This window comes from Acinetobacter sp. ANC 5045 (genome assembly GCF_004331005.1).
Classification (GTDB): Bacteria; Pseudomonadota; Gammaproteobacteria; order Pseudomonadales; family Moraxellaceae; genus Acinetobacter; species Acinetobacter towneri.
In genome coordinates this window covers 96,742-119,345 of sequence record NZ_SJNS01000005.1, presented here as the reverse complement: position 1 = coordinate 119,345, position 22,604 = coordinate 96,742, and the positions used below count along the sequence as shown (strand labels likewise).

Here is a 22,604-nt window from a genome sequence, read left to right as displayed (position 1 = left end):
GATTCACTGATTGATTTAAAATAAGTTGCTGTTCGCATAGTAGAGCGCATTTTCACAAAAGGCAAAATTCGTGCTTAAATTCTACGTCAATCTTATATAAGTTATTGATATACAGGTGATTCGTCATAGCAGACCAACCTTATTGCCTTGTAATTCTTGCGATAAATTATAGGCTTGGTGATCTGAAAACTTAGAGATAATGTCCAAGACTTGCATGATATTGTCATAATGATTATGCGCAAAATCTGCCCCTGAGCGTTGCAAGATGGACATTAAACGCTGCTCTTTAAAACTTAGGGTTTTATGGGGTGTGGTGAGCGGAATAAACGCATCCAAAATATTTTGTAAACTTTGATGCGCAATAATTTCCAATCCAGCTTTTTGCGGATGCTCGAAAATTTTCTCACGCGCTAAGTCTTTGGCGCGATTAATACCAATTTCAATATCTGCTGAGCAATACTGTAAAAGGCTGCCTTTAAGTTGTCCCATTAGGATTTCAAAATGGTGTTTGGCAAACGCTGTGGTGACTTCATCGACTAAACGCTTCATGACCCGACCACGCAAAGCGGCAATTTTTTGTTGCCATGTGGTACGTGCCATCGCCAGTTCTGCTGGAATACCGTAGTCACCAATCAAGTTTAAAAAGATCGGTTCAACTTCTTCATAGCTGAGCATGTTTAAGATAATGCCATCTTCCAAATCAATTAAGGCATAGCAAATATCATCTGCTGCTTCCAATAAATATGTCAGTGGATGACGGCAATAGTGATAATCGCCCAATTGAATCAGACCAAGCTGTTCTGCAATTTGTTTGAGAATTTCTTTTTCGGCTTGGTAACAACCAAACTTATCACGTTGATTGGCAGGGCGGTTGCCTTGTTCGGCAATGGTTTTGGAGAGCCATGGATATTTTAAATAAGCGCCTAAAGTGGCATAGGTTAAACGCATGCCGCCATCATTTGGATGGTAGTCAATTTTGGTGAGTAGCCGTAAACCTTGCGCATTGCCTTCAAACTGACGGACATCGGCTTCTTCTTCATCACTAAGTTTGGCGAGGAAATTGCCGTGTGAAGCATCATCAAACCATTCACGAATGGCGTATTCGCCTGCATGTCCGAAAGGTGGATTGCCAATATCATGTGCCAAGCATGCGGCTTGAATAATCGCACCGACATCGGCAGGGGAAATCCACATAGGCAAGTGGTCTTTAATTTTTTCTGCAGCCAACATCCCTAATGAACGTCCAATACAAGACACTTCTAAAGAATGGGTTAGGCGAGTGTGAATACCATCGTGTTGAGTCAATGGATGGACTTGGGTTTTACGGTTTAACTGTCTAAAACTTTGCGAAAAAATAATACGGTCATAATCTTTATGAAAAGGGCTGCGCGCCTGTTCTGTACTTTGTTTTTTACTACCAATTCGAACTGTGGAAAGCAGTTCTAACCAACGCATTTGAGTCATTTATCATTATTCACTATGTGCTTGTTTTGCATCATGCCAAAAAAATGACAAAAGCTCTAGGGGCGGGCGATATGGCTTGTCTTTTTAAATCTAAAATCATACAAAATGGGAGATACATTTATGGCGAAGCGTACTTTAAATTTTTGGGGGCAAGCGGTATAAAACGAGGATTTGATGATTCGCACGGCTTGCCAAAACAGCACCGATCATCATTTTTTATGCTAATTTCTAGTCAATCGTGAATGGATAGCGAAGTTTAAATATGCTTAAACTGATTTACTATGTGCCTCAATCTCATCTTGAAGAATCCAAACAGGCTGTTTTTGCAGCAGGTGCAGGGGGAATTGGCAATTATGAACAATGTGCATGGCAGGTTTTAGGCACAGGGCAATTTAAACCTGTAAAAGGAGCAAATCCTTTTATTGGTGAGTTAGATGCTTTGGAACACGTTGCTGAGTGGCGAGTGGAAACTATTGTGCCTGAGCAAAATGCTCAGGCAGTCGCAAAAGCGCTTAAGGCAAGCCATCCTTACGAAGAGCCTGCCTTTGAGTTTATGCAACTTTTAGATATTAATTTTTAAAGACTTAAATACCAATTTTTAAAGAAAAATAGAATTGTACGATCACTCATATATGGATTGGGGCAAATATAAGTTGCGTAGATAGATTTTACTTTTCACGGGCGAAAAGTAACAAAAGCCCTCTGTTAGACTGATGGTACGTCCTGTACCACAGTCTAACGGGCGACATCCTTGTCGCCTTATCACGAGTCAAAATGTGGCTAGGTTTTAAAAATACAGTTGAAATATTAGGGTCTGTTGACACTTCATCTATGTTTGCGACGTGAGAGATATATCTCGCAAGGTTTTTTAGCTGCTATAAGGCATGGGGCAGGAAATTTAGTTATTCTAAATGACTGACTCATAACGCAATAGCAGCAAAAAATATGCTCGTCCCCTTGCGCAGCAAACAAAGCAGCGCTTTGTTCTTGCTCATGTGGCTAAAACTTTCTCAGATTACGTTATGAAACTTGGCAATAGTCCCGCTATTCCTTGCGTTTCATGCCTAATCTGCTCAGTTTTAGCCTACAGCGCAAGCCATTTATGAAATGTTAACAGCCCCTAGACTTTCTGAATAAACAGGTCACGGTCAAAACGGTATTGTGGGAAAAAGACACCATCTTCGGCACGTTCACCTGCAGCAATCACCATCACTGGAAATTGTTGATCATTCAGTTTTAAGAGTTTGCGTACCATCGGCTCATCAAAACCTTCCATCATGCAGCTATCAAAACCGTGTGCGCGAAGGGCCAAGACCATATTTTCACAGGCGAGTGCTGTAGTTTTACTTGCCCAAAGTTTGGCATCTGCAGGGTTAAATGCAGTCACAGGTAATTGTTTATCTAAACTACGTGCAATTTTGAAAGCGACTTTCTTAAAGTTACCTACTGCGTTTAAGTAGCCAGTCATGTAGTTATAAGGAATAAACTTGTAATATTTTTTGACTGCAGCAGGTGCTTCAGGAAAAGGGAACTCGCTGATATTCTTTTTTGCCATTTCATCAACACGGTCTGTACGTGCAATACACACAATTAGCTCTGCTGCAGTGCGAGCAGCAAGCTGTCCTAAGCAGGCTTTAACCAGTTGTTTCTTCTTGGCAGGGTTTTGCACCACGACAAAAGTCCACGGTTGTAAATTAGATGAGTTCGGTGCCAATAAAGCCATATCTAAACAATCATCCAACACTTCAACAGGAATGGCTTTGTCGGTAAATTTACGCACCGAACGACGGCTTTGAATGACTTTTTTAAAGTTTTCTATATCAATATCTTGTGGTGCAGGTTCAAAATAACGTTCTTTTTTTTCAGCTTTAACATCAGCTGGATTTGGATTAGACATTACAATTTTCCTCAATTTTTTAATGATTGATAGCACATTGCAGAATATGGGGGCGAATAAAGAAAAAACCACATTCAGCCAAAATGAATGTGGTTTTAAAACATCTAGTTCACTTGAAATGGGTGTAAGTACATTTCAGCTAAACAGCGCTTAATTAAATTGGCTGAAATCAGGTTTACGTTTTTGCATAAAGGCTTGCACTGCTTCCATCATTTCTGCTGAACCGACACGTTGCATAAAAATTTCTGCTTCATGGTCAATCCACGCCACGATTTCATCGACATTATGTTTCATGAGGGCTTTAGATTGTTTGAGTGAAGCCAATGGCAAAGCCGCCAATTGCGCTGCTTTTTGTTGTGCTGTTGCATAGACATCGGTTTCAATGCTATTAACTAAATTTGCCGATAATGCCGTTTCGCTATTGAATTTTTGTGCAGTTAGCAACAGTTCAGCCGCTTTGTGATAGCCTGCTTGTTCTACTAGAAGTTTGCTTGATGCACCTTCAGGCGATAAGCCCAAGCTCACAAATGGAATTTGGAATAGGGCAGTATTGTCGCTATATACCAAATCTGCATGTAATAGAATTGTGACACCAATGCCAATTGCCACCCCACGTACAGCTGCAATCAGCGGTTTAGAAAACTTAGCTGCAGATTTTAATAAGATGAATGGAGGGCCTTCGGCAGCAGGTAGTTGTCCTTTAAGTGCAGCAGACTTCATAAAGTCTTGCATGTCATTGCCAGCACTAAAATCTGCATCTGTGCCACGTAAAATTACACAACGTACTGCGTTGGACTGATCTGCTTCATCTAAGGCTTGTGCAATCCACAAATATAATTCACCATACAGCGCGTTTTTTGCTTCTGGTCGGTTGATGGCTAAAGTCAGTACGCCATTGTCTAAATTCGCATTCAAATGTGGGTGAGGTTGTTGAATACAGCTCAGTGTCATCGTACTATCCTTGCTTTGATTGGTTAGAATTTATGGCTCATTATGTCGCAAATTCGCAGCGCTGGCACAACTCATGAGTTCATAAAAAGTTAGTGAATGATGAGATTTGCGTTCCTAATTCAATGTGAAATTTATTTAGAATTTGGGGTTGTTCATTTAAAAAATGAATAAGCAAGGCGGAATCTTAACGTCTATTAATTCTATTTTAGGATTAACCTTCGGTTCGACCTACTTTTGTTTTGGCAAAAGTAGGCAAAACCATTTGTCATCCACGAAACCTGCCCAATTATTGTTTTTGATTTATTATCTTGCAAAAACAATAATGAGTTGATACCACGCAGGTTGTGGATGACATTTCCGCGTATCAGATAGCATCATGTTGTTATCAAAATTAGGATTGGCGTATTTATTATGCAATATACGTTTGATTATTTGGTTTTCATTGGCCGCTTTCAGCCATTTCATTTGGCGCATTTGCAAACCATTCAAATTGCGTTAGCACGTAGTCATTATGTGATTTTGGCATTAGGTTCTGCACAAAATGAGCGCAATTTAAAAAATCCGTTTTTAGCCAAAGAACGTGAGCAGATGATTTTGTCTAACTTTTCACCTGAGATGCAAGAACGGATTAAGTTTGTGCATGTCGTAGATGTCTACAATGATGAAAAATGGCAAAAACTAGTCAAATCTTTAGTCGGTGAATTGATTCAACCGCAAGATCGTGTTGGTTTAATTGGGCATTTTAAAGATGACTCGTCTTATTATTTAAAGTTTTTCCCTGAATGGGAGATGGTAGAATTAGACAGCTTGCAAGATGCCATGTCTGCTACGCCTGCACGTGAGGCTTATTATCGTGGGGAAATACAGCCTAATTTTTTCCCGCAAGGCACAATTGATTTCTTAACCGCATTTCAAAACACGGAAATTTATCGTCAATTACAAGACAAATACCAGCAGCAGGACAGCAGTAATTTGACGGAGTAATCCAGTTTTTAAATGAAAAAGGATGATTGAAAAAGCTTTCAATCATCCAGAACATTGTGTTTTTTTAGAGGCTGAAAATTAAGCCTGTAAAGCGGTTAAATCTGCAAGCACTTGCTCGGCATGTCCTGCAGCTTTGACTTTACGATATTCTTTCAGTAATTGACCTTGATGGAAAATAAAAGTAGAGCGTTCAATGCCCATAACTTTTTTGCCATACATATTTTTTTCTTTAATCACATCAAACAACTGACACAATACTTCTTCTTTATCGCTAATCAAGTTGATGCCTAAAGATTGTTTTTCGGTAAAGTTTTGATGGGCTTTGACTGAGTCGCGCGAAATGCCAATGATGGTGGTATTAAGCGCATCAAATTGTGGCTTTAGCGCAGTAAAATCGACAGCTTGTGTGGTGCAGCCTGGGGTAGAATCTTTCGGGTAAAAATACACCACTAACCAATCTGTACCAAGTTCGGTTAAATTGACTTCGCCTGTGGTTGCAGGAAAAGCTTGATTTGGTAATTGAATTGTCGTGCTCATATTTTTCTCCAAAATCATGCACATAAAAAACTAGCCACATAAAGTGGCTAGTTGAAATTGTTAAGAAAAATTATTTTTTCTCAGCCGCTTTCATTGCTTCTTCAGTTAAGGTTTTTAATTTACCTGTAAGCTGAGGACCAAAACAAGTTTGCAAATCTTTATTTTGCTTTTGTACAAAAGCTAAAGTCGCAGGGCTCTTTTTCTGGTTAATTGCGCTTTGAATTTCCCATTTTTGAGCGTTGGTTAATTTACCATCTGCTTCTACTGCACAAGTACAATATTTGCTTACTTCAGCTGTAGTCAGTTTTTTGCCTTTTGCAGTTTCTTCTTTACAAACATTAATTAAAGCTGCTTTTACATTGGTGCTTTTATATGCTTGTTGCAACTTGTCATTATTTGCGTGTGTCGTTGTTGCGAATAATGCAGCAACAGACATAATCGCAGAAACTATAATGTTTGATTTTAAATTTTTCATACACTTTACCTTGTTATGACGGTATATAACGCGTTGGGTCTGCAACACTGGCATCGGCAAAACCTTGTTTGCGTAAGCGACAGCTGTCACATTTACCACAAGCACGTCCTTGGTCATCTGCTTGGTAGCAAGAAACCGTTTGACTATAGTCTACGCCATGTTCAATACCTAAGCGAATAATATTTGCTTTGGATAAATGTAACAAAGGTGTCTCAAATTTTAACGGTTTGCCTTCTACGCCAACTTTGGTTGCCAAGCGTGCCATATTGGCAAAAGCATCAATAAATTCAGGACGACAGTCAGGATAGCCCGAATAATCTACCGCATTAATACCAATCACAATTGCTTCTGCATCAAAAACTTCGGCAGCTGCCAAAGCATAAGACAGGAAGATGGTATTACGCGCAGGCACATAAGTCACAGGAATACCTTCTTGCTCATGATCAGGTACTTCAATGCTGTGATCGGTCAGGGCAGAACCGCCCAAGTTGCCTAAATCAATATTAATCACACGATGCTCAATGCCTGCATTTTTAGTCAAGGCACGTGCAGCATCTAGCTCTGTAGTCGAGCGTTGACCATACATAAAACTAAGTGCAATACATTCATAACGCGCTTGTGCCCATGCCAAACACGTGGTTGAGTCTAATCCACCAGATAACAATACAATGGCACGAGGGCGCATAATTGAACTCCAAATTTTAAAATATAGCGATAGAACTTGAGCAAAAGTGTGAAGATTGACGTCAATACGAATGGGGATTCGTGAGGAGATTAACGACCTGTTTCATCATTCCAAAGCAATTTATGTAATTGCAATTGGAAACGAACAGGGAGATGGTCGGCTAAAATCCACTGTGCCAAATCACGTGCAAGTTGTGGCAAGGCGACTGCACCTTTTTCGACAGCAAATGCAGGGGAGAACAACACTGTATCGACTTTTTTATGCAACTGATATTGCTCAACTTGCTGCTTCGCCCAAAGATAATCGTCATGATTGCAAATCACAAATTTGATTTGATCATGTGGGTTTAAAAAATCTAAATTTGATAATAAGTTGCGTGACATTTCACCCGATGCAGGGGTTTTTAAATCCAGCACCTTCGACACACGGTTATCCACTTTAGAAATATCTAAAGCTCCACTGGTTTCCAAAGACACTTCACAACCTAAATCTGCCAAGCGTTGCATGAGTGGCAGTGCATTCGGTTGAGCCAGAGGTTCACCGCCCGTCACACATACATACGGTGTTTTAAATTCTAGCGTGGTTTGGATGATGTCATCTAAAGATTGACGTTCGCCACCTTCAAAAGAATAAGTGGTATCACAGTAATGGCAACGCAATGGACAACCCGTTAAACGAATAAACACGGTTGGCAAGCCCGATGTATTGGCTTCGCCCTGCAATGAATAGAAAATCTCCGTGATGCGTAAACCCGCAGACGGATCAGAAACAGGAATAGCGGAAGATCGGAGGGTATTCATAAAATTCATCACAGTATGTAAAAAAACAAAAATCCCTACGGTCATTGCTGGCCGTAGAGATGGGGAAAACTAAAAAAAGTTTAGTCTTCGCGTAATAAATCGTTCAAACTGGTTTTTGCACGGGTTTTTGCATCTACTTTCTTCACAATGATAGCAGCATACAAGCTATAAGTGCCACATTTAGAAGGCAGGTTACCAGAAACTACCACCGAACCTGCAGGTACACGACCATAATGGATTTCGCCAGTTTCACGGTCATAAATTTTGGTCGATTGACCAATATAAACGCCCATAGAAATGACCGAACCTTCTTCTACAATCACACCTTCAACAATTTCAGAACGTGCGCCAATGAAGCAGTTGTCTTCAATAATTGTTGGATTTGCTTGAAGTGGCTCAAGTACTCCACCAATACCTACACCACCCGATAAATGCACGTTTTTACCAATTTGTGCACATGAACCTACCGTTGCCCATGTATCAACCATGGTGCCTTCATCTACATAAGCGCCAATATTGACATAAGATGGCATTAACACCACATTTTTGGCTTGGAATGAACCTTTACGTGCAACTGCTGGCGGTACAACACGCACACCTGCTTGTTTGAATTGCTCGTCAGTCCAACCTGTAAATTTCGTGTCTACTTTGTCGTAGAAACGCAAATCGCAAGATTCAATTGGCTTGTTATCATTGAGTTTAAAAGATAACAAAACTGCCTTTTTTAACCATTGGTGTACGATCCACTCACCATTAATTTTTTCAGCAACGCGTAATGTGCCGTTATCTAAACCTGCAATTGCTTGTTCAACTGCCTGACGAATTTCAGAGGGACAATCTGCAGCGCTGAAATTAGCGCGGTCTTCAAATGCTTGTTCAATGATTGTTGAAAGCTGAGACATCGATGTTCTTACCAGAAAAAAATTTTCCAAAGATTTTACACTATATTGAGTGAGGAATAGATAAAAATTGGAACAGATTGGAATTTATCCTTAGTAAGATAAACAAGTTAAGTTGCGCGCTAAATTGTTGAAGTTTTGAAAATAAATGCTTTTGCAATAAACAATAAAAATAAATTTGTATCAAAAGATAACATAAACCTAGCAAATCTTGCATAAATACTGAGCGCAATAAGCTTTATAGTTTTCACATGAAAAACGAACGAATGAAAATTCAAAAAAGCTTTAGTTTGAGGAGAAACACAATGAAAACTTTACACTCAATTTTAGCCGCTTCTGTATTGGCAGCAGTTGCAGGTTCTGCAATGGCAGATACAGCTGTGGTAAAAGATGGTTATGCGTTTGATCGTAACCAATTAATTCCAACAGGTGTACGTGCTGAAGTAGGAACAACAGGTTATGGCGGTGCATTGCTTTGGACTGCAAACCCGTATGTGGGTTTAGCGCTGGGTTATAACGGTGGCGATATTTCTTGGTCGGATGACGTAGAAGTTGATGATGTTAACTATGATGTTGATATGGATAACAACTTGACTTACTTAAATGCTGAGATTCGTCCGTGGGGTACTAGTCCAAGTAAGTGGGCACAAGGTGTCTATGTAGCTGCAGGTGTTGGTTACATTGATCAACAATACGCTCTACAAGCTCGAAATGATGGTGGAACGATCAAAGTTAAAGGTGAAGATACTGGTTTAAGTAAACTTGGCTATGATCTAGATTATAGCAATGACATTGCACCATATTTAGGCCTAGGCTTTGCACCAAAAATTAATAAAAATTGGGGTGTATTTGGTGAGGTTGGTGCTTACTATACAGGTAATCCAACTGTGACTAATGTAAAAGTTGAAGGCGGCAATTGGGAAGATAACCAATTAGTTGTTGATCACCTTAATGAAGTTCGTAACGACGACAAATACGAATGGATGCCAGTAGCTAAACTAGGTGTCAGTTACCACTGGTAATATCCGTTAGTTTCAGCTAAACCAAAAAAAACGAGCTTCGGCTCGTTTTTTATTTGTGTAGGTTTACGTGTATATTAGAAACGATGGGCAAGACGTAAACCATAAACAAGGGCATTGTTATTATTGGACGTTGCCAGCGAGGCAAAAGACACAGCACTGTCAGTATTGGTATTGATTTTGGCTTTTCTAAACTTTAAATAATGTGCGCCAAATGTAATCTCATTTTTTTGATTTACACGATATACCACGCCTGTTCCAAAACTTGAAAAGCCATCTGAAGGGTTGAGTGTAGACACAGTATTGCCAGTCCCAGAGTCCCATGAGCTTTCAATAAAACTGACCCATGTGGGTGTCCAACGGTGCGCCCAGCCTATTTTTGCCGACCATTGGTCTTTAGGGTAGGAAATCAGTTGATAACCTGAAATTTCGGGTACATACGGTGCATAGGCAGCAATGACCGCATTAAATTGTGGCGGTTGAATGCTAAAGTCAGACCAGTTTACCCAGCGTAAATCTGCATAGACGAGGTTATGTGTCGAAATCGCTGTTTGTAAGTGTGCATTGACAGATTGTGGAGTTTCTACCACGCTCTGATTTTCGGGCACAAGATTTAAAAGCGTGTGTTGCGTATGTTCGTAAGTATTTAGACGATGTTTAATTTTAGCGCGATAAGTCACTGCGGTTTTAAATGCATACTCTGGAATTTGATAACTAAATCCTGTTAACCAACCTAGGGCAGAATCACGTTCAAATGCTACGCTATAACCATTAAACACAGCATAATCTTGTCCAAAAACCTCTAAATAGCCTTTAAAGTCTTGCCAGCTAATACCTGTAAAAAAATTCCAGCGAGGGGTAGGTTGATAGCCGATTAGTGCAGTCATATTGCGACTGTCAAACTGAATATGACTGGACTCAATTTCTATTTTTTCAGCATATATTTCAGGGGTATATTGATAATTAACCCGCCCACCAAACGGTTGGTCGAATAATAAACCAAAGGAAAGTTGTGGGCTAAGCTGTAATTTTAAGCCCGCATTGATGAAATGTTTGCTTTCGACCAAATCTCCAGTCGAAAAATCAGTAACTCCCAGTTCACGGAGTTGTTGTTGATATTGTACTTGCCCAGAAACATTCGGCTCTAAATAAAGCAAGGTTATTTCTGCATAATTATTTTCTTGTAAAAAGGCGCTTACAGATTGATGGCTTTGTTCTAGAGCTGCAGCATGACTATACACTATGGGCAGGACGTACAAGCATGCAGTGCAAAGATGATATTTCATGTGACGTCCCGCATTTGAGTGATAGAATCGTGTTTAAAATCAAATAATCATTTTTATTGTTGATTATATTTTATGCATAATTTGAATCAATTTAAAACATTATTTTCCTGTTTTAAGATAAACGAAGATCGTGGCGAAATAATGAAACATAAGAGAGCGAATGCGCTCTCTTATGTGAATGGGGTTATTCGTCAGGATAAGCAATGCGCTTTAACGCTTTAATATCGGCATTCGGTGCACATAAAGAAATAAACTCATAGCCGTAACCACGTAGTAAGTGTCCTTTGCGAACCGCAATCCATGTGGTGTTTACCCCAAAAATATCGGTCTGGATTTGTTTTAGACGGTAATCGCGTTCTGCATCGTATGCCACATTGTTTACCACGCCTACGCCCATGCCCAATTCAACATAGGTCTTAATAACATCGGCATCAAGTGCAGACATAACGATATTGACATCAATTCCTGCATCGGTAAATGCTTTGTCAATTTTAGAACGTCCCGTAAAGCCGCCGTGATAAGTGATGATTGGATATTCTGCCAAATCGGTCAGGCTAATCTCAGTTTTACTGGCTAAAGGATGATCTTGCGGGGTAATAATGCTGTGGCGCCAGTCATAATAAGGCACACTTGCCAAGTTCTCTTCAGTGGTTAGAGATTCGGTTGCAATACCAATATCGGCTTCACCTTGTAGCAGCATTTCGGCAATTTCAACAGGGCTGGCTTGTTGCAAAATCAAATGTACTTTAGGGAATTCTTTTTTAAACAAATTCACAATAGGCGGCAGCACATAACGCGCTTGGGTATGTGTAGTCGCAATGGTGAGCGTGCCTTCATCTACTTTATTAAAGTCATCAGCAAGGCGTTTAATGTTATCTGCATCAACCAACATGCGTTCGACAATACTTAGCAACGCTTGTCCTGGCTCGGTTAAACCTAATAGACGTTTGCCTTTGCGCACAAAAAGCTGCACACCAAGTTCATCTTCAAGGTCTTTAATGTGCTTACTCACGCCCGATTGAGAAGTGTATAGTGCCGCAGACGCTTCGGTTAAATTAAAGTTTTGCCGAACGGTTTCTCTAATAATTCTAAGTTGTTGGAAGTTCATAGTGGTGCAACCCTAAAAAGGATGGAGCGGGTTAGGCTCCATCTTGATGTCCTTATGCGACTTGATTTTCAAATAAATGTAAAGTGGTTACACTTAACCAAACCGTTTGATTTGGGCGGAATTGGTGCAGTTTCGCTTCATCTGCAGTGAGTGCAATTTCAATTAAATTCCCTTGGCGATCTTGCAATTCTGCAACTACTTTACCAGCAATCCAAACCTCACGTAAGAAGGTCGCTTGAATGGTATTTTCCTGTGGTTGGGCATGAATATGCAACTCATCTGGACGCGCAAATGCAATCACTTTGCCTTGTGGTGCATTTGGTTGATTGAGAAGTTGTACGCAATCTTCACCAATTTGCACAACCCCTTGATGATGTTGTCCTTCAAAACGGTTGGCTTGACCTAAGAAGTCAAATACAAACGGAGTTGCAGGCTGTTCATACACTTCACGCGGTGAACCAATTTGTTCGACATTACCTTTGTTCATGACAATAATTTGATCGGCAACTTCGAGTGCTTCTTCCTGATCGTGGGTCACGAAAATTGAAGTGATGTGTAATTCATCATGCAAAGTTCTTAACCAACGACGTAATTCTTTACGCACTTTGGCATCAAGCGCACCAAAAGGTTCATCCAATAACAATACGCGTGGTTCTACCGCTAAGGCACGTGCCAAAGCAATACGTTGACGTTGTCCACCCGATAATTGTGCAGGATAACGGTCTGCTAAAAAGCTTAACTGTACCAAGTCGAGTAAACGCATAACACGCTTTTTAATCTCGGCTTCTGAAGGTCGGGTTGCACGTGGACGTACCCGTAAACCAAATGCGATATTGTCAAATACGGTCATGTGGCGGAATAGGGCATAGTGCTGGAAAACGAATCCAACTTGACGTTCGCGCACATGCACATCGGTTGCATCCTGACCCTCTAATATCACTTGCCCACGATCTGCCGACTCTAATCCTGCAATAATACGCAACAAGGTGGTTTTACCACAGCCTGAAGGCCCAAGCAGCGCCACCAGTTGGCCATCTGGAAAATCGAGGGAGATGTCTTTAAGTGCATGGAATGCACCAAAATTTTTTTCAATATTTTTAACTTGAATACTCATGCGGTCATTCCTTAAGAAACAGTTGAATCTTCATTGCGTTGGTTTTGCTTTTCTTGGCGAATTTCAACCCAAGTTTTTAAAATCAGGGTCACAATCGCGAGAAGTGCCAAGAGAGAGGACACCGCAAACGCAGCACTAAAGGTATATTCGTTATAGAGAATTTCGACGTGCAGCGGTAGGGTGTTGGTTTCTCCGCGAATATGCCCCGATACCACAGATACCGCGCCAAACTCACCCATTGCGCGGGCATTACACAGAATCACGCCGTAAATTAAACCCCATTTTATATTTGGCAAAGTGACTTTCCAGAAGGTCTGCCAACCCGATGCACCTAATACAATCGCAGCTTCTTCTTCCTCTGTGCCTTGCGCTTCCATTAAAGGAATCAATTCACGCGCCACAAAAGGTACAGTAATGAAGATGGTGGCAATCACAATTGCAGGTACGGCATATAAAACTTTGATGTCGTGTTCCATCAACCAGCCGCCCATCCAACCTTGTGTACCAAAAATCAGGACTAGCATTAAACCTGCAATGACCGGAGAAACTGAAAAAGGCATATCAATTAAGGTGGTGAGAATCGACTTACCACGGAAATTGAATTTCGCCACTGACCACGCTGCGGCAATACCAAATACCACGTTTAAAGGTACGGCAATGGCTGCAGTGAGTAAGGTTAATTTCACTGCCGATAAAGTGTCAGGATGCACCAATGCTTGGGCATAGACACCAATGCCTTGTTTAAACGCTTCGACAAAAACCAAAATCAGCGGCAAAATCAGACAGCTTAAGAAGAAAATGAAGGCAATTGCAATCAGGGTATAGCGTACCCAAGTCGGTTCACGTGTTGCATCGCGTGATTGTAGTTTTTCAGCCAAAGCATTGCTGTTGGTATTTAAACTCATCGTGCAGTTCTCCCTGTGCGACGACTTGCCCATGCTTGTAATAAGTTAATTAAGAACAGCATGACAAAAGAAATCAGCAACATCACCACAGCAATTGTGGTTGCACCTGCGTAGTCATATTCTTCTAAACGAGAAATAATCATTAAGGGTGCAATTTCAGTTTTAAATGGTTGGTTACCTGCAATGAAAATCACCGAGCCATATTCACCCACGCCACGCGCAAATGCGAGGGCAAAACCTGTAATCAGTGCAGGCAATAAAATAGGGAAAATCACTTTGGTGACAATTTGAAAGCGGTTAGCCCCTAGCGCAGATGCTGCTTCTTCCAACTCGGTTTCTAAGTCACTGAGTACGGGTTGCACGGTACGCACAACAAATGGAATACCAATAAAAATCAGGGCAAGGGTAATCCCGATAGGGGTATACGCGACTTTAATGCCTAATGGTTCTAAATATTGTCCAATCCAGCCAGTCGGTGCGTATAAAGAAGTCAGGGCAATACCCGCAACTGCAGTAGGCAATGCAAAAGGTAAATCGACCAAAGAATCTATAATACGTTTGCCCGGAAAGCTGTATCGTACCAAACACCATGCCAATAATAAGCCGAAGACGACATTAATAAAGGCTGCAATGAGCGCAGCGCTAAAACTGAGTTGCAAAGATTTTTGGATACGTTCTGAACTTAAAATTTCCCATAAACCATCCCAACCGATACCCAGCGATTTAATAAATACAGCCGATAAGGGAATAAGAACAATTAAGGATAAATACGCTAGGGTAAAGCCTAGAGAAAGACCAAATCCTGGCAGCACTTTGGATCGCTGCGACATGATGACTCCTCAAAAGAGAGAATGAGTGTTTGAAAACAAACAGATAAAAGTAAAAGATAAATTCGGCACAAGCATAATTTGCGAAGATTAAATTGCAAATTTGAATAAATACTTGTTGTTATCAGAAATACTGGTATGTGATTGCATATTTTCTGCAATCAAATAATCATAAATTTCAGGAAATGCCCCAAAGCCTGATGCAACATTAATATGACCCACTTGTCCTAAATTAATCGGTGTTAATTGCCATGCTTGGGCAAGTGCCTGTGCATCTGCAAAACTTAGCCACGGGTCATTTTCACTGATCAATAAGCGTGTCGGTACAGCCAATTTAAGTTGCTGAAAATATGCCGAATAATTGCTTTGGCTATATTGTGCAAAACCAGACTCACCAAAACGGGCAGGGTTAGCAGGTGCAACCAAAACCACATTTTTTATTTTCGCCTGCAGTTCAGGGTGCTGCGCCAATGCTGCCACTGTGGTCAGACAACCAAAGCTGTGCGCCACAATTTGAATGTCGTCCTGAATTGGGGCAACTGTTTTGACAAATTCAGCAACCCAGTTCTGTAAAATTGGGCTATTCCAGTCTGACTGTTGTACACGCGAGCAAGACATGAGTTGTCGTTGTAACCAAGATTGCCAGTGAGCATGTTCACTGCCACCTACACCTGGAACAATTACGGTATGAATCATGTCGATGCTCCTTCGCATATTTCAGCCTGAAATAATGATCTGAATAACGCTTGAATATGAATTGAACCCATCATTTTCAGCTTTGGCTGTGATCACTTGGATTCAAAACTCAGTAAGATAATGCTGTAAAATTCATGTTTTAAATAATCTGCAACAAGGATAACTAGAGTTTCTATGCAAAAAAAATAATTAAAAATGAATTTTATATGAATAAAAGAGATATATGTGAATCAGGTAAAAATGCGTTTGTGAAAACACCCGCATTTTTCAATTTGGGTGTTTTCAGCTAGCGCTTTGGTATGATTTGCCTTTCAGTATTATTTGGTTTGATTGGCTTTGACAAGCTGGTCGAAAATGCCACCATTTTCAAAGTGTTGCTTCTGAACTTTGCTCCATCCACCAAACTCTTGATCAATCGTCACCAACTTCAATGGTTTAAATTGCGACTTATATTGTGCCAACACCGTAGCATTACGTGGTCGGTAATAATTCTTCGCAGCAATGTTTTGACCCGCAGGCGAATAGAGATAGTTTAAATAGGCTTTGGCTAAGTGTTGATTGCCATCTTTTTGCACATTTTTCTCTACAATCGCCACAGGCGGTTCAGCCAAAATAGATAGAGAAGGCGTGATGATCTCAAATTTACCCGGTTGTTCACGCACGGCTAAATAGGCTTCATTTTCCCAAGCTAACAAAACATCACCAATGCCACGTTCTGCAAAAGTGGTGGTTGAGCCACGTGCGCCTGAATCCAATACTTTGGTTTGTTTATAAATTTGGCGAACAAACTCTTGCGCTTTAGCATCATTGCCCGCAGGTTGATGTTTTGCCCATGCCCACGCTGCCAAATAGTTCCAGCGTGCACCGCCAGATGTTTTTGGATTTGGAGTAATGATTTCCACACCAGGTTTGACCAAATCGCCCCAATCTCGAATACCTTTCGGGTTGCCTTTACGCACTAAAAATACAATTGTGGATGTATAAGGGGTCGAGTTGTGCGGAAATTTCTTTTGCCAGTCTTTAGGTAATAGACCGCGTTTAGCAATTTCATCAATATCGGCAGCCAGTGCCAAAGTCACGACATCGGCACCTAGACCATCAATCACCGCACGTGCCTGTTTGCCCGAACCGCCATGTGATTGTTTAAAGTTAATGTTTTGCCCGGTGGCTTTTTTCCAGTACGCACCAAAATCTTTGTTAAAGTTATCGTATAATTCACGGGTTGGATCGTAGGAAACATTCAGAAAGTCTTTTGCAGAAACGCTCAAGGTTGTTGCCGAAAGTACTGCCGCCAGTAGTCCAATTTTCAGTTTTGTAAAGTTCATGTTTGACCTCAGGTATTAAATCTGTTGTTGAATGAGGCAAGCATATCGGTAGTCTATTTGCTGAAAAAATAATTTAAAATGCGGTGAATATCAGTAAATGATAAATATAAATTTCTTCATTGTTTTCTATATTTAGAGATAAATAACGAGTACTTCTTCCATGCAGTGTTATAAAAATGCCAAGCCTACCGAGCAGATTTATGTGTTAGATCGCGCGTTTCATTATGGTGATGGATGCTTTAGCACTGCACGTATTCGCCAAAATCAAATTGAATTACTTGACCGCCATTTGGCGCGTTTGCAATATGCTAATCGCCAACTTTCTTTAAATGCCAATCTTGAGTTAATCACTGAAACGCTGACACTTTTAAAGCAGGCGCATGGTGAATTAAACGGTACTTTAAAGATTGTTTTAAGTCGTGGTGTGGGGCAGCGAGGTTACAGTTTGCCTGATCATCCTGCCGATGTTTGGGTGTTTTTCTATCCACAAGTACAAGCGGCTTTAGATACGGCATATCATTATGACATCATTCAAAGTGGCATCTTGGCACAAGCGATTGGACTAAGCATGCCGAATTTAGTTGGGCTGAAAAGTCTAAACCGACTTGAACAGGTATTGCTCAAACAAGAAGCCGATCAAAAAGGCTGGACAGAAGCTTTGGTTACTGATGTACAGGGCAGTGTGGTTGAAGGTGTGAGTAGTAATTGTTTCATTCGTATAAACAATACATGGATTACCCCGCAACTTGGTTATAATGGCGTGCACGGTGTCATGCGGGCAGAAATTTTATCGCGCATGCAACAACAGAATTTGCATTGTGAACAGCGTGATGTTCATGTTTCGGAAATTGCGCAGATTCAAAGTCTGTTTTTCTGTAATGCCTTAACGCCCATGAAAATTGTCAGCCATTTAGGGCAGCAGGTTTTAGATGTGCAGCCGTGTGTGGAACTATTTAAGCAACTTCAACTGAATCAGATTCATTCTTATGTCTAAGCGTCCATCAAAATCTAAAAAGAAAACCAAACCTATATGGTCTAAGCGTGCTATTCAGGGTGCGCTTATTTTTGTACTCGGACTGTTTTTGGTCATTGGCATGATCTTATGGTCAAGCTTATTTAAAGATTATCCTGTTGAAGGCAAAAAACAATTATTGGCGATTAATGATGGTGATACCTATTCACGCTTTATTGATCGTTTGGCAGAACAAGATCATGTGAATTTTCCAATTGTTTTAAAGCTCTATCAACGAGTGATGATTCACGACAGCATGAAAAAAGGCGTGTATGAAGTCCGTCAGGGCATGAGTGTGCGTCAGGTTATGGAAATGATCGCCAATGCTGAAAATGCACAAATGAACCGTATTTTGGTGATCGAAGGCACGACTTTTAAACAATTGATTGATGCGTTAAAGAAAGATGAGTTGGTCACCAAAGAAGTGTCGCATTTGCCGTATGATCAAATGCTAAAAGCTTTAAATATTCCTTTTACACATCCCGAAGGTTTATTTGCGCCGAATACTTATTTCTTTGCCAAAGGTGAAACTGACCGTAAAATATTAACCGATTTATATCAGCGTCAAATGAAATCATTGGATGATGCTTGGAATAATCGTGCAGCAGATTTGCCCTATAAAAATAAATATGAAGCTTTAATCATGGCATCTATTATTGAAAAAGAAACCAATGTTGATGCTGAATTAGAGCAGGTTTCGGGTGTGTTTGTACGTCGTTTAAAACTGGGGATGCGTTTACAGACTGACCCAACCGTGATTTATGGTATGGGTGACCGTTATCAGGGCAATATCACCCGTCAGGATTTACGCACTCCAACGCCATACAACACCTATACCATGAGTGGCTTAACGCCAACACCAATTGCTTTGCCAAGTCAAAAAGCCATTGAAGCGGCTATGCATCCAGACCAATCTGACAATATTTATTTTGTCGCGACAGGTAACGGTGGGCATAAATTTAGCACCAATTTGCAAGATCATAACCGTGCCGTACAGGAATATTTAAACGTACTACGCACGAAAAAATCAGGGGAATAAGCATGTTTATCAGTTTTGAAGGTACTGAAGGGGTAGGCAAAACTACACTTATTCGCCGTATTCATGATTATTTTACTGCACAAGGTCAGTCGGTGGTTTTAACCCGTGAACCGGGTGGAACCCCTATGGCAGAGCAAATTCGTGCTTTGTTGCTCGAGGTCAACCATGAAGAAAAAATGTGTTCAGACACTGAGTTATTGTTGATGTATGCAGCGCGTGCACAGCATTTAGATCGGGTGATTTTACCTGCGTTGGCTGCAGGAAAAACTGTACTGTGTGACCGTTTTAGTGATGCGAGTTTTGCTTATCAGTGTGCAGGACGTGGTTTGAGTGAAAGCAAGTTGCAGACTTTAAATAATAACTTTGTGGCACGTATGCCTGACTTAACTTTCTGGCTGGATGCACCGATTGAACTGGGTATGACCCGTGCACGGGCACGTGGTGAACTTGATCGTTTTGAACAAGAGAAAGCAACTTTCTTTGAGAAAGTAAGAGGTGGCTATCAAACTTTGTGGGAGCGACACCCTGAGCGAGTGAAGCGCTTAGATGCAACACAAAGCCCCGATCAAGTATTTGCACAGGCGATGCACTATTTGCAAGCTAAGGCATAACAAACAAAGGTATAACAAGCCAATGGGTCATGGTTATGCATTTGATTGAATGGAAAAATCTTCTATAGTGGAAATGCTTTAGAAGATTTTTTTATTTAAATAATAGCGAATAGTAAATATGACCAAAGACGAAATTATTGAATTTTTAAAAGTTGAGTTTCCGCAAAGTTTGGAAAAATGTGAAATTGTGTCCATCACGCCACGTGGGGCATTGGTGAATTATCACATCGATGAACGTGATTTACGCCCAGGTGGTACGGTATCAGGGCCGACTATGATGACTGTTGCAGACTATGCACTTTATATCGCCATTTTAGGGGAGTTGGGTTTGGTGGCTTTGGCGGTGACCAGTAATTTAAACATCAACTTTTTACGCAAGCCCGCAGCAGGGCGTAATTTACGTGGTGAATGTCGCTTAATGAAAGTAGGGAAAAACCTCGTGGTCGGTGAGGTTTGGGTATATTCCGAAGGTGTAGATGATGCCGTGGCGCATGTCACAGGGACGTATTCGATTCCACAGATTGGCTGAGAATAAAGTCAGCTTTATCTTAATTTTAGTTACTTATATTTACCATGTGGTTACATATGTACACATACTACATGAAAATCAGGGTTTGATTGGTTAAAAAATAATCACAAATATTTCATTTTATGTTTTTCATATAGATCAAATCTGCTTTTGTCTAAGCTAGCAACCCGTAAGTGATAAAACAAGGGAGCTAAATGCTTAAATTTAAGAACAATATTGTTCATGGAGCAATCTTTGATATGGATGGAACAATGTTTGATACTGAACGATTACGGTTTCAAACATTGAAGCAGGCATCTCAGGAGCTCATTGGCGTTGAATTTTCAGACGTATACCTCATGCAATGTTTGGGTTTGAGTGCAAAGAGCGCTGAACAACTGGCGCAAGCAGAATATGGTGCAGACATTCCTTACCGTGAGATCCGTCAGCGTGCTGATGAACTAGAACTAGAAAGTGTGCGCAATTTTGGTGTGCCCATTAAAAAAGGTTTGTTGCAGGTATTAGAGCGGTTACGAAAGTCTGGCTTGAGAATGGCGGTTGCTACGTCTAGTCGTCGTGCCATTGCCGAAGAATATTTGATTAATGCCAATGTCTATAAGTTTTTTGATGTATTAGTTTGTGGCGATGAGGTGCAACAGGGCAAGCCACATCCTGAAATTTTTATAACAGCCGCACAAAAAATTAATCTAGAACCCAGCGAATGTTTCATGCTGGAAGATTCTGAAAATGGAATCAAATCTGCACATGCAGCGGGTGGCATAACCATACTATTTCGGGATATAAAAAAACCTAATGCTAATATGTTGTCACTCACGCAGCATTATTACGCAAGTATGCAAGCTTATTTAGATGACTTAAATCAAGTTATTCCTGTATTGGAAATGCCGAGTTTACAAGAGGCCTTCCCGCAAACTTTAAATCAGTTGAGTGTGGGGATTCATGGTTTTGGTGCAATAGGTGGGGGCTATTTGGCCCAAATTTTATCGCACTGGGATGGCTATACCCGTCCTAAACGTATTTATGCTTCTACACGGAATACCTTATATCGTTCTGCAGTAAACGCCTTTGGAACGTATTCAATTCGTTATGGACAATGTTCTTATGATGAACGAATTGAAAATATGCACATCATTGATGCGGAGAACTTGCAGCAGATGCAGCAAATGTATGTGGAGTCGAGCCTAATTGCATTATGTTTGCCTGAACATGCTTTACAGCAAGAGGCTAAAGTAATTGCGCAGGGCTTATATGCCCGTTTTATAGCGCAATTTGAACTCCATCAGCCTTTAACTATTTTGGTAATTTTAAATAAAGTTGGGGCAAAACAGCTCTTGATGACGCATATTCATCAGGCGTTAGAGGCGTTGTTGGATCCCGATACGGCAGCCAAAATTATGGCGCAGCATTATTTTTGCGATACTGTCGTAAATAGAATGGTCTCTAAATTAAGCGATCAAAACTTATATCGCCAATTACGCATCAAGTATAATATTTTTAAGCAATTTCAGTTGGATGACGAAGCAGAGCCAATTGAAATTGAAGACAATACTCGATTGCAGCCTGAGCAAGAGCGTCAAGCCACCTTATATGTAGAAGATTTAAGACGCAATTTTCAGCCCAGTCACATTTTGCAAAGTATGGATTTAATTTTATTTCATGCTGAAAGTGACATGCCTATTTATGTGGAAAATGCCAGTCCATTATTGCAACACATGCGTCAAATGATTTTGGTAGATGATATTGCCGAAATCCAACTCATTAAAAATCGTTTATGGAATGGTGTACATGCCATGATGGCTTGGTTATCCAGTTTAATAGGGCATAACAGTATTGGTGTCGCAATGGCAGACCCATTGGTTGCAGATTTTACCCGCGCTGTTTCGGCACAAGTAGCGTTGGGATTAGCTGCACAGTTGCCGCATCGTCAGCAAAACTTAAAGCATCTGGCACAGAGCTTTCTGGACTCATGTGAACATGCCTATAAAGACCCGTGTCAGCGTGTGGCACGTGACCCTTTGCGTAAACTCTCAGCCAATGAACGGGTGATGGGTGCTTTGATTTATCATCTGCAGCATGATTTAGCTGCAAATTATGTGCAGAAAGGAGTGGTGTTGGGCTATCTGTATGCAATTAAAATGCAGCAGTTGGGGGCTCAAGCAGCATTACAGCATTTGTCAAAACAATTGCAAAATGCGCCTATAGACGAACAAACACGGCAGCAATTGCAGTACATAATTAGCCACCAATTACAGCAACTATTGGCTGGTCAAGTTCGCTTAGAAGCATTTATTCAAGATGGTACTCAAGTTGCAGCCGTAATCTAAAAATCAACTTGATGAATTCTTGGGGGGAGGTTTAGTAAGTTAACGTCATCATATTCAAAATGATAAAATACCGAATCGTGTTATGGAACACGATTCGGTGCTTTCTTGCATTAGAAT

The 22,604-nt window shown here is 40.7% G+C and carries 23 protein-coding genes; 8 read left to right on the top strand and 15 right to left on the bottom strand.

The features are described 5' to 3' along the window. Positions 1 to 123: 123 nt before the first annotated feature. Positions 124 to 1,464, bottom strand: coding sequence for a deoxyguanosinetriphosphate triphosphohydrolase (locus E0H79_RS06320; RefSeq protein ID WP_019837718.1), 1,341 nt, complete (start codon positions 1,462 to 1,464; stop codon positions 124 to 126). Positions 1,465 to 1,726: 262 nt separating this feature from the next. On the opposite strand from E0H79_RS06320, the gene E0H79_RS06315 reads away from it, so the two are divergent. Continuing rightward, positions 1,727 to 2,044, top strand: a complete 318-nt coding sequence (locus E0H79_RS06315) for an NGG1p interacting factor NIF3 (protein WP_131261170.1) — start codon at positions 1,727 to 1,729, stop codon at positions 2,042 to 2,044. Positions 2,045 to 2,584: 540 nt separating this feature from the next. Here the strand turns inward: E0H79_RS06315 and E0H79_RS06310 are convergent. Continuing rightward, positions 2,585 to 3,361 carry a nitroreductase family protein gene (locus E0H79_RS06310; RefSeq protein ID WP_131261169.1) on the bottom strand — a complete coding sequence of 259 codons (777 nt, stop codon included), beginning with the start codon at positions 3,359 to 3,361 and terminating at the stop codon, positions 2,585 to 2,587. Between the two features lie 150 nt (positions 3,362 to 3,511). Then, positions 3,512 to 4,312, bottom strand: a complete 801-nt coding sequence (locus E0H79_RS06305) for an enoyl-CoA hydratase-related protein (protein WP_131261168.1) — start codon at positions 4,310 to 4,312, stop codon at positions 3,512 to 3,514. A gap of 411 nt (positions 4,313 to 4,723) precedes the next feature. On the opposite strand from E0H79_RS06305, the gene E0H79_RS06300 reads away from it, so the two are divergent. Further along, on the top strand, positions 4,724 to 5,296 hold the full coding sequence (locus E0H79_RS06300; protein WP_096901115.1) for a nicotinate-nicotinamide nucleotide adenylyltransferase: 573 nt from the start codon (positions 4,724 to 4,726) through the stop codon (positions 5,294 to 5,296). A gap of 78 nt (positions 5,297 to 5,374) precedes the next feature. On the opposite strand, the gene E0H79_RS06295 is transcribed toward E0H79_RS06300, so the two are convergent. The 5 genes from E0H79_RS06295 to dapD all read right to left on the bottom strand — a co-directional run bounded on the left by E0H79_RS06295 (position 5,375) and on the right by dapD (position 8,695). Beyond that, positions 5,375 to 5,833, bottom strand: a complete 459-nt coding sequence (locus E0H79_RS06295) for a peroxiredoxin (RefSeq protein ID WP_096901114.1) — start codon at positions 5,831 to 5,833, stop codon at positions 5,375 to 5,377. Between the two features lie 70 nt (positions 5,834 to 5,903). Continuing rightward, positions 5,904 to 6,308, bottom strand: a complete 405-nt coding sequence (locus E0H79_RS06290; protein ID WP_004971768.1) for a hypothetical protein — start codon at positions 6,306 to 6,308, stop codon at positions 5,904 to 5,906. Positions 6,309 to 6,321: 13 nt separating this feature from the next. Next, positions 6,322 to 6,993, bottom strand: a complete 672-nt coding sequence (gene queC, locus E0H79_RS06285) for a 7-cyano-7-deazaguanine synthase QueC (RefSeq protein WP_096901113.1) — start codon at positions 6,991 to 6,993, stop codon at positions 6,322 to 6,324. A gap of 89 nt (positions 6,994 to 7,082) precedes the next feature. Continuing rightward, a complete protein-coding gene (gene queE / locus E0H79_RS06280; protein WP_131261167.1) occupies positions 7,083 to 7,793 on the bottom strand; it encodes a 7-carboxy-7-deazaguanine synthase QueE in 711 nt (236 codons plus the stop codon). 80 nt (positions 7,794 to 7,873) lie between these two features. Beyond that, entirely contained in the window at positions 7,874 to 8,695 is an 822-nt protein-coding gene (gene dapD / locus E0H79_RS06275; protein ID WP_131261166.1) for a 2,3,4,5-tetrahydropyridine-2,6-dicarboxylate N-succinyltransferase, read from the bottom strand. A 302-nt stretch (positions 8,696 to 8,997) separates the two neighbouring features. On the opposite strand from dapD, the gene carO reads away from it, so the two are divergent. Next, on the top strand, positions 8,998 to 9,714 hold the full coding sequence (carO, locus tag E0H79_RS06270; RefSeq protein ID WP_131261165.1) for an ornithine uptake porin CarO: 717 nt from the start codon (positions 8,998 to 9,000) through the stop codon (positions 9,712 to 9,714). 74 nt (positions 9,715 to 9,788) lie between these two features. Here carO and E0H79_RS06265 read toward each other — a convergent pair whose 3' ends face one another. The 7 genes from E0H79_RS06265 to E0H79_RS06235 form a co-directional block, all read right to left on the bottom strand. Beyond that, the gene (locus E0H79_RS06265) at positions 9,789 to 10,997 is read right to left on the bottom strand and encodes an OmpP1/FadL family transporter (protein ID WP_131261164.1); all 1,209 of its coding nucleotides are present in this window, start codon (positions 10,995 to 10,997) and stop codon (positions 9,789 to 9,791) included. Positions 10,998 to 11,181: 184 nt separating this feature from the next. Beyond that, the gene (locus E0H79_RS06260) at positions 11,182 to 12,105 is read right to left on the bottom strand and encodes a CysB family HTH-type transcriptional regulator (protein ID WP_131261163.1); all 924 of its coding nucleotides are present in this window, start codon (positions 12,103 to 12,105) and stop codon (positions 11,182 to 11,184) included. 52 nt (positions 12,106 to 12,157) lie between these two features. Further along, positions 12,158 to 13,219, bottom strand: coding sequence for a sulfate/molybdate ABC transporter ATP-binding protein (locus E0H79_RS06255; protein ID WP_131261162.1), 1,062 nt, complete (start codon positions 13,217 to 13,219; stop codon positions 12,158 to 12,160). An 11-nt stretch (positions 13,220 to 13,230) separates the two neighbouring features. Continuing rightward, positions 13,231 to 14,124, bottom strand: coding sequence for a sulfate ABC transporter permease subunit CysW (gene cysW / locus E0H79_RS06250; RefSeq protein ID WP_096901108.1), 894 nt, complete (start codon positions 14,122 to 14,124; stop codon positions 13,231 to 13,233). Next, complete coding sequence (cysT, locus tag E0H79_RS06245; RefSeq protein WP_004971748.1) at positions 14,121 to 14,954, bottom strand: sulfate ABC transporter permease subunit CysT; 834 nt, start codon at positions 14,952 to 14,954, stop codon at positions 14,121 to 14,123. Before cysT ends, cysW begins: the two co-directional genes overlap by 4 nt. Positions 14,955 to 15,041: 87 nt before the next feature. After that, a complete protein-coding gene (locus E0H79_RS06240; protein WP_131261161.1) occupies positions 15,042 to 15,647 on the bottom strand; it encodes an RBBP9/YdeN family alpha/beta hydrolase in 606 nt (201 codons plus the stop codon). A 317-nt stretch (positions 15,648 to 15,964) separates the two neighbouring features. After that, positions 15,965 to 16,972: a sulfate ABC transporter substrate-binding protein gene (locus E0H79_RS06235; protein WP_131261160.1), complete on the bottom strand. Its 1,008-nt coding sequence runs from the start codon at positions 16,970 to 16,972 to the stop codon at positions 15,965 to 15,967. Positions 16,973 to 17,132: 160 nt separating this feature from the next. Here E0H79_RS06235 and pabC point away from each other — a divergent pair, with 160 nt between their 5' ends. The 5 genes from pabC (at position 17,133) to mtlD (ending at position 22,487) form a co-directional block, all read left to right on the top strand. Continuing rightward, positions 17,133 to 17,966, top strand: a complete 834-nt coding sequence (gene pabC, locus E0H79_RS06230; protein WP_131261159.1) for an aminodeoxychorismate lyase — start codon at positions 17,133 to 17,135, stop codon at positions 17,964 to 17,966. Next, positions 17,959 to 19,023 carry an endolytic transglycosylase MltG gene (gene mltG, locus E0H79_RS06225; RefSeq protein WP_131261158.1) on the top strand — a complete coding sequence of 355 codons (1,065 nt, stop codon included), beginning with the start codon at positions 17,959 to 17,961 and terminating at the stop codon, positions 19,021 to 19,023. The genes pabC and mltG overlap by 8 nt, the downstream gene beginning before the upstream one ends. 2 nt (positions 19,024 to 19,025) lie before the next feature. Further along, a complete protein-coding gene (tmk, locus tag E0H79_RS06220) occupies positions 19,026 to 19,634 on the top strand; it encodes a dTMP kinase (RefSeq protein ID WP_131261157.1) in 609 nt (202 codons plus the stop codon). Between the two features lie 118 nt (positions 19,635 to 19,752). After that, complete coding sequence (locus tag E0H79_RS06215; protein ID WP_096901103.1) at positions 19,753 to 20,163, top strand: PaaI family thioesterase; 411 nt, start codon at positions 19,753 to 19,755, stop codon at positions 20,161 to 20,163. A gap of 194 nt (positions 20,164 to 20,357) precedes the next feature. Beyond that, positions 20,358 to 22,487, top strand: a complete 2,130-nt coding sequence (gene mtlD / locus E0H79_RS06210) for a bifunctional mannitol-1-phosphate dehydrogenase/phosphatase (protein WP_131261156.1) — start codon at positions 20,358 to 20,360, stop codon at positions 22,485 to 22,487. Positions 22,488 to 22,604 lie beyond the last annotated feature (117 nt).

Excerpts from the sequence above, each read along its gene's own strand:
- E0H79_RS06260 (WP_131261163.1), bottom strand. The coding sequence starts at position 12,105 with ATGAACTTCCAACAACTTAGAATTATTAGAGAAACCGTTCGGCAAAAC.
- E0H79_RS06310 (WP_131261169.1), bottom strand. The coding sequence starts at position 3,361 with ATGTCTAATCCAAATCCAGCTGATGTTAAAGCTGAAAAAAAAGAACGT.
- mltG (WP_131261158.1), top strand. The coding sequence starts at position 17,959 with ATGTCTAAGCGTCCATCAAAATCTAAAAAGAAAACCAAACCTATATGG.
- mtlD (WP_131261156.1), top strand. The coding sequence starts at position 20,358 with ATGCTTAAATTTAAGAACAATATTGTTCATGGAGCAATCTTTGATATG.
- pabC (WP_131261159.1), top strand. The coding sequence starts at position 17,133 with ATGCAGTGTTATAAAAATGCCAAGCCTACCGAGCAGATTTATGTGTTA.
- queC (WP_096901113.1), bottom strand. The coding sequence starts at position 6,993 with ATGCGCCCTCGTGCCATTGTATTGTTATCTGGTGGATTAGACTCAACC.
- E0H79_RS06295 (WP_096901114.1), bottom strand. The coding sequence starts at position 5,833 with ATGAGCACGACAATTCAATTACCAAATCAAGCTTTTCCTGCAACCACA.
- E0H79_RS06290 (WP_004971768.1), bottom strand. The coding sequence starts at position 6,308 with ATGAAAAATTTAAAATCAAACATTATAGTTTCTGCGATTATGTCTGTT.
- cysW (WP_096901108.1), bottom strand. The coding sequence starts at position 14,124 with ATGAGTTTAAATACCAACAGCAATGCTTTGGCTGAAAAACTACAATCA.
- tmk (WP_131261157.1), top strand. The coding sequence starts at position 19,026 with ATGTTTATCAGTTTTGAAGGTACTGAAGGGGTAGGCAAAACTACACTT.
- E0H79_RS06255 (WP_131261162.1), bottom strand. The coding sequence starts at position 13,219 with ATGAGTATTCAAGTTAAAAATATTGAAAAAAATTTTGGTGCATTCCAT.
- E0H79_RS06235 (WP_131261160.1), bottom strand. The coding sequence starts at position 16,972 with ATGAACTTTACAAAACTGAAAATTGGACTACTGGCGGCAGTACTTTCG.
- queE (WP_131261167.1), bottom strand. The coding sequence starts at position 7,793 with ATGAATACCCTCCGATCTTCCGCTATTCCTGTTTCTGATCCGTCTGCG.
- E0H79_RS06240 (WP_131261161.1), bottom strand. The coding sequence starts at position 15,647 with ATGATTCATACCGTAATTGTTCCAGGTGTAGGTGGCAGTGAACATGCT.
- E0H79_RS06320 (WP_019837718.1), bottom strand. The coding sequence starts at position 1,464 with ATGACTCAAATGCGTTGGTTAGAACTGCTTTCCACAGTTCGAATTGGT.
- E0H79_RS06315 (WP_131261170.1), top strand. The coding sequence starts at position 1,727 with ATGCTTAAACTGATTTACTATGTGCCTCAATCTCATCTTGAAGAATCC.
- E0H79_RS06300 (WP_096901115.1), top strand. The coding sequence starts at position 4,724 with ATGCAATATACGTTTGATTATTTGGTTTTCATTGGCCGCTTTCAGCCA.
- dapD (WP_131261166.1), bottom strand. The coding sequence starts at position 8,695 with ATGTCTCAGCTTTCAACAATCATTGAACAAGCATTTGAAGACCGCGCT.
- carO (WP_131261165.1), top strand. The coding sequence starts at position 8,998 with ATGAAAACTTTACACTCAATTTTAGCCGCTTCTGTATTGGCAGCAGTT.
- E0H79_RS06215 (WP_096901103.1), top strand. The coding sequence starts at position 19,753 with ATGACCAAAGACGAAATTATTGAATTTTTAAAAGTTGAGTTTCCGCAA.
- cysT (WP_004971748.1), bottom strand. The coding sequence starts at position 14,954 with ATGTCGCAGCGATCCAAAGTGCTGCCAGGATTTGGTCTTTCTCTAGGC.
- E0H79_RS06305 (WP_131261168.1), bottom strand. The coding sequence starts at position 4,312 with ATGACACTGAGCTGTATTCAACAACCTCACCCACATTTGAATGCGAAT.
- E0H79_RS06265 (WP_131261164.1), bottom strand. The coding sequence starts at position 10,997 with ATGAAATATCATCTTTGCACTGCATGCTTGTACGTCCTGCCCATAGTG.